The organism is Caulobacter sp. (genome assembly GCF_049283275.1).
Classification (GTDB): Bacteria; Pseudomonadota; Alphaproteobacteria; order Caulobacterales; family Caulobacteraceae; genus Caulobacter.
The window spans coordinates 1-9,012 of record NZ_JBAPVS010000259.1 but is presented as its reverse complement, the minus strand read 5'-3'; the positions used below and the strand labels follow the sequence as shown (position 1 = coordinate 9,012).

At 66.7% G+C, this 9,012-nt stretch carries 10 protein-coding genes; 4 read left to right on the top strand and 6 right to left on the bottom strand.

What is annotated here, in order from left to right:
• Window positions 1–303 precede the first annotated feature (303 nt).
• The 4 genes from WAL33_RS14600 (at window position 304) to WAL33_RS14585 (ending at window position 3,810) form a co-directional block, all read left to right on the top strand.
• A complete protein-coding gene (locus tag WAL33_RS14600) occupies window positions 304–1,869 on the top strand; it encodes a cytochrome ubiquinol oxidase subunit I (protein WP_422182243.1) in 1,566 nt (521 codons plus the stop codon).
• A gap of 13 nt (window positions 1,870–1,882) precedes the next feature.
• Window positions 1,883–3,028, top strand: a complete 1,146-nt coding sequence (gene cydB / locus WAL33_RS14595) for a cytochrome d ubiquinol oxidase subunit II (RefSeq protein WP_422182242.1) — start codon at window positions 1,883–1,885, stop codon at window positions 3,026–3,028.
• Between the two features lie 12 nt (window positions 3,029–3,040).
• Window positions 3,041–3,160: a cytochrome bd-I oxidase subunit CydX gene (cydX, locus tag WAL33_RS14590; protein ID WP_422182241.1), complete on the top strand. Its 120-nt coding sequence runs from the start codon at window positions 3,041–3,043 to the stop codon at window positions 3,158–3,160.
• 197 nt (window positions 3,161–3,357) lie between these two features.
• Window positions 3,358–3,810, top strand: coding sequence for a chemotaxis protein CheW (locus WAL33_RS14585; protein WP_056440587.1), 453 nt, complete (start codon window positions 3,358–3,360; stop codon window positions 3,808–3,810).
• Window positions 3,811–3,884: 74 nt separating this feature from the next.
• Here WAL33_RS14585 and WAL33_RS14580 read toward each other — a convergent pair whose 3' ends face one another.
• The 6 genes from WAL33_RS14580 to WAL33_RS14555 form a co-directional block, all read right to left on the bottom strand.
• Window positions 3,885–4,382 (bottom strand): ASCH/PUA domain-containing protein, encoded by a 498-nt coding sequence (locus tag WAL33_RS14580; RefSeq protein ID WP_422182240.1) that lies wholly within the window; start codon window positions 4,380–4,382, stop codon window positions 3,885–3,887.
• Window positions 4,383–4,605: 223 nt separating this feature from the next.
• Window positions 4,606–5,247, bottom strand: a complete 642-nt coding sequence (gene yihA, locus WAL33_RS14575; protein ID WP_422182239.1) for a ribosome biogenesis GTP-binding protein YihA/YsxC — start codon at window positions 5,245–5,247, stop codon at window positions 4,606–4,608.
• Entirely contained in the window at window positions 5,247–7,121 is a 1,875-nt protein-coding gene (yidC, locus tag WAL33_RS14570; RefSeq protein WP_422182238.1) for a membrane protein insertase YidC, read from the bottom strand. Before yidC ends, yihA begins: the two co-directional genes overlap by 1 nt.
• A gap of 9 nt (window positions 7,122–7,130) precedes the next feature.
• The gene (gene rnpA / locus WAL33_RS14565) at window positions 7,131–7,586 is read right to left on the bottom strand and encodes a ribonuclease P protein component (RefSeq protein ID WP_422182237.1); all 456 of its coding nucleotides are present in this window, start codon (window positions 7,584–7,586) and stop codon (window positions 7,131–7,133) included.
• Window positions 7,587–7,697: 111 nt separating this feature from the next.
• On the bottom strand, window positions 7,698–7,832 hold the full coding sequence (gene rpmH, locus WAL33_RS14560) for a 50S ribosomal protein L34 (protein WP_012284717.1): 135 nt from the start codon (window positions 7,830–7,832) through the stop codon (window positions 7,698–7,700).
• A gap of 144 nt (window positions 7,833–7,976) precedes the next feature.
• The gene (locus WAL33_RS14555; protein WP_422182236.1) at window positions 7,977–8,975 is read right to left on the bottom strand and encodes an NADPH:quinone oxidoreductase family protein; all 999 of its coding nucleotides are present in this window, start codon (window positions 8,973–8,975) and stop codon (window positions 7,977–7,979) included.
• Between the last annotated feature and the right edge of the window lie 37 nt (window positions 8,976–9,012).

Genomic DNA, 9,012 nt, shown 5'->3' with positions numbered 1-9,012 from the left:
GGCCGCGGGGCAGGGCGTCAAGGGTCAGGGCCAGGCCGGCGGCGAAGGCGATCGCGGCCGGAACATCGGCCAGCAGCCACAGCGAGGCGGCCCCGGCGGCTCTCCCGCCGGCCTTGCCCAGGACCTTCAGCCAGGGTCGCGCGACAGTGTCGAGCTCGACGGTGAAACTGGCTGTCATCTGCCGTATTTAGGCCCGGGAAAAACAGGGCGTCCTTGATGCTGATCAACGCACCCTAGCCAAGACGCGTCTAGAGGTTGAATGTCCCTAGGGCTATCAAACGCCCACGGCAATCGGAGCGCTGCATGGACCCCGCCGTCGTCGATCTTTCCCGTCTGCAGTTCGCGCTGACGGCGCTGTACCACTTCCTGTTCGTGCCCCTGACCCTGGGCCTCTCCTTCATGTTGGTGATCATGGAGAGCGTCTATGTGATGACCAAGCGGCCGATCTGGCGAACCACCACCCGATTCTGGGGCACGCTGTTCGGCATCAATTTCGTGCTCGGCGTGGCCACGGGCCTGACCATGGAATTCCAGTTCGGGATGAACTGGTCCTACTACTCGCACTATGTCGGCGACATCTTCGGCGCGCCGCTGGCCATCGAGGGGCTGATGGCCTTCTTCCTCGAGGCCACCTTCGTCGGCCTGATGTTCTTCGGCTGGGACAAGTTGAGGCCCGTGACCCACCTGCTGGTCACCTTCCTGGTGGCCCTGGGCACCAACCTGTCGGCCCTGTGGATTCTGGTCGCCAACGGCTGGATGCAGAACCCGGTCGGCGCGGCCTTCAATCCCGACACGATGCGGATGGAGGTGGTCGACTTCAAGGCGGTGATCTTCAACCCGGTGGCCCAGGCCAAGTTCGTGCACACGGTCAGCGCCGGCTACACCATCGCCGCGGTCTTCGTGCTGGGCGTTTCGGCCTGGTACCTGCTGAAGGGCCGTTATGTCAGCGTCGCCAAGCGTTCGCTGACCGTGGCCGCCGCCTTCGGCCTGGCCTCGTCGCTGTCGGTGGTCGTGCTGGGCGACGAGAGCGGCTACGCCCTGACCGACAACCAGAAAATGAAGCTCGCGGCGCTGGAGGCCATGTGGGAGACGGAACCCGCTCCGGCCGGCCTGACAGCCTTCGGCATCCCCGATCTCAAGAACCGCACGACCCATGCCGAGATCAAGATCCCCTACGTTCTGGGCCTGATCTCGACCCGCAGCTTCGACAGGCCCGTCGCCGGCATCTTCGAGCTGGTGGCCCAGGCCGAGACGCGGATCGAAAGCGGCCTGGTCGCCTACGACGCGCTGGAGACCCTGAAGGCCAATCCGACCGACCTGGCGGCGCGCGGCGTGTTCGAGACCCACCGCCGCGACCTGGGCTACGCCCTGCTGCTCAAGCGCCATGTCGCCGACCCGCGAACGGCCGACAAGACGCTGATCCAGAAGACCGCCTGGGATACCGTGCCCAACGTGCCGGTGATGTTCTGGTCGTTCCGGATCATGGCGGGCATCGGCTTCCTGATGATCGCCCTGTTCGCCACGGCCTTTGTGTTGGTGAGCCTGCGCAAGCAAAACACCCGCTGGTTCCTGATGATCGCCGTGGCGGCCATCCCGCTGCCGTGGATCTCGACCGAACTGGGCTGGGTGCTGGCCGAGGTCGGGCGTCAGCCATGGGCGGTGGAGGGCGTGCTGCCGACCTTCCTGGCCCCGTCCAGCCTGAGCGTTGCGCAACTTCTGACCAGCATCGTGGTCTTCACCCTGCTCTACGGCGCCCTGGCGGTGGTCGAGGTCGGGCTGATCCTCAAGACCATCAAGAAGGGTCCGTTCGCGGACCAGGAAGCCTTCCCATCAGGTCACGCCGCCCCCGCCGGCGAAGCCGTGGCCTAGGAGAAACCGGATCATGGAACTCCCAATCGACTATCCGACCCTGCGCCTGATCTGGTGGGGACTGCTGGGCGTGCTGCTGATCGGCTTCGCCCTGACCGACGGCTACGACATGGGCGTGGGCGCCCTGTTGCCCTTCGTCGCCAGGACCGACGAAGAACGCCGCATGGTGATCAACACCATCGGCGCCACATGGGAAGGCAACCAGGTGTGGTTCATCACCGGCGGGGCGGCGATCTTCGCGGCCTGGCCGCTGGTCTACGGCGTCAGCTTCTCCGGATTCTACCTGGCCATCTTCCTGGTGCTGGTGGCGATGATCCTGCGGCCTGTCGGTTTCAAGTACCGGTCCAAGCGGCCGGATCCGCGCTGGCGCTCGTTCTGGGACTGGGCGCTGTTCACCGGCAGCTTCGTGCCGGTGCTGGTGTTCGGGGTGGCCGTGGGCAACGTGCTGCAGGGCGCGCCGTTCAAGCTGGATGGCGACCTGCGGGCCACCTATCACGGCGCCTTCTTCGGCCTGTTCACGCCCTTCACCCTGGTCTGCGGCCTCCTGTCGGTGGCCATGCTGGTCCTGCATGGCGCGGCGTGGCTGGGCGTGAAGGCCGAGGAGGGCGGGGTGGTCCAGGACCGGGCCCGCAAGTTCGGCACGGGGGCCGGGATCGCCACCCTGCTGCTGTTCCTGGTCGGCGGCCTGCTGGCCATGCGCCTGGGCTTCCGGATCGAGGGCGCCTTCGATCCCGCCGCCCCGTCCAATCCGTTGCGGACGGCGACGGTGGCCGCCCCAGGCGCCTGGTTCGACAATTTCGGCCGCTATCCCTGGATGCTGATCGCCCCGGTGCTGGGTTTCGGTGGGGCGGTCCTCGCCTTGCTGGGCCTGTGGCGACGGTCGGCGCCCCTGGCGTTCGGCGGCTCGTCGGCCTCGGCGACGGGGATCATCGCCACGGTCGGCCTGTCGATGTTCCCGTTCATCCTGCCCAGCACGATCGATCCCCGGTCGAGCCTGACGGTGTGGAACGCCTCGTCCAGCCACATGACCCTGTTCATCATGCTGATCGTCGTGGTCGTGCTGCTGCCGGTCGTGCTGCTCTACACCGCCTGGGTGTTCAAGGTGCTGTGGGGCCGGACCAGCACGGACGCCCTGAAGACCGACCCCGCCCTTTACTGAGGAGACCTGACGATGTGGTATTTCACCTGGATCCTCGGCCTGGGCCTGGCCCTGACCTTCGGGGTGCTGAACGGCGTCTGGTATGAGTTCAACCTGACGGACGAAGGCGACGAGGGCGCGTCGGAGCCTTAAGATCGATCTTTCCTTTAGATCCCGCCCATCCCGGCATTCGCCGGGATGGGCGGATTTATAAGGCTCCGCGACAATTCGACGCCCTCCGGTAAGCTTTGCATTAACCGATATTAAACGGCGGGCGGGCTCTTGTGGCAGGCGACGCGAAACCGGCTTCCGGCCTTCGCCGACGACCTTCTGAGACTCGGGACCCGACCATGACCGACCACGCCGAACCCGCCCTGGAGCTGATCTCGTTCTGCATCGGCGAGCAGGAGTTCTGCATCGACGTCAAGACGGTCCGCGAGATCCGCGGCTGGACCCCGGCCACCCCGATCCCGCATGCGCCGTCCTTCCTGAAGGGCGTGATCAACCTGCGTGGCGCGATCATGCCGGTCATCGATCTGCGCAACCGCCTGGGCCTGGGCGTCACCGTTCCGGAAACCCGCCACGTCATCGTCGTGGTCGAGTGCCAGGACCGACTGGCCGGCATCCTGGTCGATGCGGTCAGCGAGACCTTCACCGTGTCGCGCGACCACCTGCAGCCGACCCCGGACCTGGGCGCGGACGAACTGCGCTTCATCCAGGCGATCATCTCGCTGGACAGCCGCCTGATCACCTATCTGCGCATGGACGACGTCTTCCCGGCTCAGGTCAGCCAGGCGGCGTAGTCTTCGCTTCAGCGCGAAACGAAAAAGGGCGGACCGCGAAGTCCGCCCTTTTTGATTCCGGCTTCAGGCCGACCTTACTTCCCCAGCACGATCTTCGCCGCCGCCGCGTGGAAGACGGCTTCGGCCTCGGCCGCGTCGGCCACGGCGGTATGGCGGTCGGCGGCGACCGGCATGGGCGCGCGGCCGGTAGTGGGGGCGGCGTAGCTCTGGGCCACCTTGCGGGCGTCCTGGGCGCGCAGGGCGGCGTTGTTCGAGGCCGTCTCGTGCCAGTGGGCCAGCTGCTTGGCCGTCAGGGCGCCGTCGGCGGGCAGGTCGCCGTGATGGACAACCTCGCCGAAACCGATGGCCACGAAGCCATGGATCACGCCGTAGTCTTCTTCCGACAGCAGGAAGGTGATCTGCCGCTCCTCGACCTGGCCGGTATAGACGTCCTGGTCCGGATCGAACTCGCGCAGCACCAGCACGTCGCCCACCGCGAACTCGCGGTCGTTGCGGCGGATCTCGAAGCGCTTCTTGCCCGAACGCACGGCGGCGAAATACTGGGGCCAGGTCTTCAGTTCGTGACGGGTCATGGGGCGGGACTTCTTCAGAAACGAGAGGCGTGGCTTTAGCCGGCGGGTCGCTGGGAGGTTAAAGCCTGAGAAAGGAGGAGTGGATGGGCTTGAACCGACGGTGCTGAAATCCTCGTCCTTCGACAAGCTCAGGATGAGGATTTTCCTACAGCCGCTTCGGGGTCAAAAGTAGCCCTCATCCTGAGCTTGTCGCCAAGACAGCTCGGGGGACGAGGGCCGTCTCTTAGGTCAGGCAGGTCCGAGCGATCTCGGCGCGCAGTTCGGGCAGGCCGTAGCCCTTCTCCGACGAGGTCGCCAGGACCTTCGGGAAGGCCGCCGGACGCTTGGCGATGGCCTTGAGGGTCTTTTCGACCGTGGCGTCGAGCTCGGCCTTCTTGATCTTGTCGGCCTTGGTCAGAACGATCTGATAGGAGACCGCCGCGACGTCCAGGGCGTCCAGGGCCTCGGTGTCCACCGACTTCAGCCCGTGGCGGGCGTCGATCAGCAGATAGACCCGCTTGAGGTTCACCCGGCCGCGCAGGTAGGCGCGGCCCAGGTCCTGGAACTTGTCGGCCACGGTCTTGGACACCCGCGCGAAGCCATAGCCCGGCAAATCGACCAGGCGCAGCTTCTCGGCCAGCACGAAAAAGTTGACCTCCCGCGTGCGCCCCGGCGAGTTCGAGGCGCGCGCCAGGTGGTTCTGCCCGACCAGCCCGTTGATCAGGCTGGACTTGCCGACGTTGGAGCGGCCGGCGAAGGCGACTTCGGGCAAGGACGGAGCGGGCATTCCGTCCATCTTGACCGCGCCCATCATGAACGCCACCGGCTGGGCGAACAGCACGCGGGCGGCCTCGATGTCCTCTTCGCTGTAGTCGAGTTCAGCCATCAGGTGGCCTCGACGGGCTTGCCGCGCAGGCGATTGACCAGCTGGTCGATCGGGTTGTCGACCTTGTAGCGGTGCATGATGATGTACTGCTGGAGGATCGTCAGCACGTTGCTCCAGCACCAGTAGATCACCAGGCCCACGGCGAAGCCCGACAGGGTGAAGGTGAAGATGATCGGGAAGAACTGGAAGATCTTCTGCTGGATCGGGTCGCCGGCCGGCGGGTTCATCGCCGTGGTCAGCCACATGGTGAAGCCGTACAGCAGCGGCCAGATGCCCAGGTGGGCGATCGACGCGCCGAGGATCGGCAGAGTGGCCGGATCCCAGGGGATCAGGCCGAACAGGTTGAACAGGGTGGTCGGCTCCGGCGCCGACAGGTCGACGATCCAGCCGAAGAACGGCGCGTGCCGCATCTCGATGGTCACCGTCAGCACCTTGTACAGCGAGTAGAAGATCGGGATCTGGATGAGCATGGGGATGCACCCCATCATCGGATTGATCTTCTCCTTGGCGTACAGGCCCATCATCTCCTGCTGCTGCTTGGCCGGATCGTCCTTGAACTTGGCCTTCAGCTTTTCGACCTCGGGGGCGATCTTCTTCATCTTCGCCATCGACTCGTAGCTCTTGTCGGCCAGCGGGAAGAGGACCAGCTTCAGGGCCACGGTCAGCAGCAGAATGGCCACGCCGAAATTGCCCACCAGCTTGTAGAAGATCTCCAGGATGTTGAAGATCGGCCGGGTGATGACCGAGAACATGCCCCAGTCAACGGCCTTGTCGAAGCTGGGGATCACGCTGGTCGGGCGGTTCCAGAACTGCCACCAGACCACCGGCTTGCCGCCGTACTGATAGCGGGTCAGCAGCGGGACGGTCTTGGCGCCGGCGAACAGGCGGGTGGCGTTGGCGATCGTGGCGCCGGCCGCGAGCGAACGCGGCGCGCCGGTGAAGGCTGACTCGTAGACATCCACGCCGCTGACCGGCTGCACCTGGAAGCGGCCCTTGATCATCTCGGACTGCTCGGGGATCAACGCCGCCAGCCAGTACTTGTCGGTCATGCCGATCCAGCCGCCCTTGGAGGCCAGGTCGTTCTGGAGCGGCTTGTCCTTCTTCCACTTGGGATATTTGGCTTTGTCCTGCAGCAGGTACTTGTCGTCGGTCACGCCGCCCAGCACGCCGATGCCGCCTTCGTAGACGATCTGGGTCTTGCCCAGGCCGTGCGGACCTTCGGTCGGGATGCCCTGGCGCTGGACCGAGGCGTAGGGCGCCAGGGCCACGGCGGCCGCGCCCTGGTTGCGGACGGTGTCGGCGATCGTGAACATGGCGTCGGCGTCGACCGAGATGGTGCGGGTGAACACCAGGCCCTGGCCGTTGTCATAGGTCAGCACGACGGGGGTGGTCGGGCGCAGCACCTGGCCGGCCTCGGCGGTCCACACGGTCTGGGGCGTGGGCAGGCCGGTCATGCCGGCGACGCCGGCCCAGCCGAAGTCGGCGAACCAGGCGTGCTCGGCGCCCTCGGGGCGGAACAGCTCGACCGGCGGCGAGGACTTGTCGGAGGTCTGGGTGAAACGCTTGAGCCACAGATCGTCGATCCGCGCGCCCTTCAGGGCGATCGAGCCCGACAGGGCCGGGGTGTCGACGACGATGCGCGGGCTCTGGGCCTTGGCGGCGTCGCGCGACAGCTTCAGCGGCTGGGGCAGGCCGTCGGCGCCGAGGGTCATGCCCGGCTGGGCGGCGATCTGCGCCTCGGCGACCTTCTTGGCGCGAAGCTCGGCCTCGCGCTGCTTCTGCTGCGGACCCATGACGAAGAACTGGTAGCCGATCAGGATCGCGAACGCGCAGACGAGGAACATCAGCGTGTTTTTGTTGGAATCGTTCTGCATGGGTTGGACTTAACCAGAAACGGAGGAATCGGACGCGGCGGGGGCGTGCGGAGCGGGCTCATGGCCCGGACCCGCGCGATCGTGGTCGGCGGCGAGGCTTATCAGCGCGGTTTTAACATCGTCAAGCAAACGCCCCCATGCCCGCTGGCCAGTTCCGCCACGGGCGATGAACACATAGTCGCAACTGGGGCGGCCATGAAGGGGGAGAAGCAGTCTGGCGGCCTCGCGAAGGCGTCTTTTGGCGCGATTTCGCTCGACCGAGCCGCCGATCTTCTTGGTGGCGGTGAATCCGACCCGGATCAGCGGATCGCCGTCGTGGCGCGGACGCATCTGCATGAACACCGCGCCGCGCGCCAGATTGGGCGCCTTGGCGGCTTTCAGGAAGTCCGGGCGCTTCTTGAGGCGCTCGATCTTCGGGGGCTTATCCGGATCGGGAAGCCGGGATGTGACCGGAGCTTCGGTCATGAAAAAAGCCGCCCTTTCCGGCGCAGGCGCAGAGCCTGGTTCGAGGAAAGGACGGCTTCCATCATGGTCTTGTTCCCGCGCCATTCTTGCGAAGAAGCGGGGGGAAGGCTGTTAGGCCGTCAGGCGCTTACGGCCCTTGGCGCGGCGACGCGCGACGATCTTTTGGCCGTTCTTGGTGGCCATACGCGCGCGGTAGCCGTGACGGCGGGCTCGCACGAGCTTCGACGGCTGGAATGTCCGCTTCACGAGGTGGCTCCGATAATAATGGGACGCGGAAGCCGCAAGGCCGCCGCGAGTGAGGGGCGGTGGATAAGGGAAGGGGCCGCCGCTGTCAACATGAGTCGAACCAAGGGCTTGGGCGAACCTGCCCCGCCTGTCGCCCGCGTCGCCTCACAGGTCCGGCCGGATCACCGCCTTGCCGATCACTTGCCGGCTGGCCAGCAGGTCGAACGCCTCGCGCCAGCGGTTCAGCGGCAGTTCGGCGTGCACGTGCGGCCGGATGACGCCCTCGTCGGCCATCCTCCACACCGCTTCGGCGTTCTCGCGGCCCTTGTCCGGAAACTGCCGTCCGTACTCCCCCGCCCGCACGCCCATCACGGAGAAGCCCTTGATCAGCGGCATGTTGACCGAGACGGTCGGGATGCGGCCCGAGGTGAAGCCGATCACCAGCAGCCGCCCGTCGAAGGCGATGCAGCGCACGCTCTCGTCGAACACGTCGCCGCCCACCGGGTCGTAGATCACGTCGGCCCCGCGCCCGCCGGTGATCGCCTTGACCTGCTCACGGAAGCCGCCGGTGACGTTGACCACGGCGTCGGGGGCGTAGAGGCGCTGGATCTCTGCGAGCTTGGCGTCGGAGGCCGAGGCGGCGATCACCTTCGCGCCCAGGGCCTTGGCCAGGTCGACGGCCGCCAGCCCCACGCCGCCGGCCGCGCCGTGCACCAGCACCCATTCGCCGGGCTCCAGCCGCGCCCGGCGGACCAGGGCGACATAGGCGGTCAGATAGGCGGCGGTGTGGGCCGCGGCCTCCGCGAACGACAGCCGGGCGGGCTTGGGCTTGAGGGCGGCGGCCGAGACCACGGCATATTGCGCGAACCCGCCCAGACCCGTCCCGCCGACCACGGCGTCGCCCGCGGTCCAGCCGGTCACGCCCTCGCCCAGCGCGGCGATCTCGCCGGCCAGGTCCAGCCCCGGCGTGAAGGGCAGGGGCGGCTTAAGCTGGTACTCGCCCCGGGTCATCAGCAGGTCGGGGAAGTTGACGCTGGCGGCGCGCACGCGGACCAGCACCTGGCCTGGACCGGGCGTCGGCCGAGGGACCTCGCGGACCGCGCAGCCGGCGAAGTCGGAGGCGAGGCTTTCGACGACAAGGGCGCGCATGGTGGTCGCACTCATGCTCCCTTCCCCCTTTGATGGGGGACGGGTTGGGGAT

Coding starts and splice junctions, on each gene's coding strand:
- rnpA (WP_422182237.1), bottom strand. CDS start 7,586: ATGACCGAAGCTCCGGTCACATCCCGGCTTCCCGATCCGGATAAGCCC.
- WAL33_RS14555 (WP_422182236.1), bottom strand. CDS start 8,975: ATGAGTGCGACCACCATGCGCGCCCTTGTCGTCGAAAGCCTCGCCTCC.
- yidC (WP_422182238.1), bottom strand. CDS start 7,121: ATGCAGAACGATTCCAACAAAAACACGCTGATGTTCCTCGTCTGCGCG.
- cydX (WP_422182241.1), top strand. CDS start 3,041: ATGTGGTATTTCACCTGGATCCTCGGCCTGGGCCTGGCCCTGACCTTC.
- WAL33_RS14585 (WP_056440587.1), top strand. CDS start 3,358: ATGACCGACCACGCCGAACCCGCCCTGGAGCTGATCTCGTTCTGCATC.
- yihA (WP_422182239.1), bottom strand. CDS start 5,247: ATGGCTGAACTCGACTACAGCGAAGAGGACATCGAGGCCGCCCGCGTG.
- cydB (WP_422182242.1), top strand. CDS start 1,883: ATGGAACTCCCAATCGACTATCCGACCCTGCGCCTGATCTGGTGGGGA.
- WAL33_RS14600 (WP_422182243.1), top strand. CDS start 304: ATGGACCCCGCCGTCGTCGATCTTTCCCGTCTGCAGTTCGCGCTGACG.
- WAL33_RS14580 (WP_422182240.1), bottom strand. CDS start 4,382: ATGACCCGTCACGAACTGAAGACCTGGCCCCAGTATTTCGCCGCCGTG.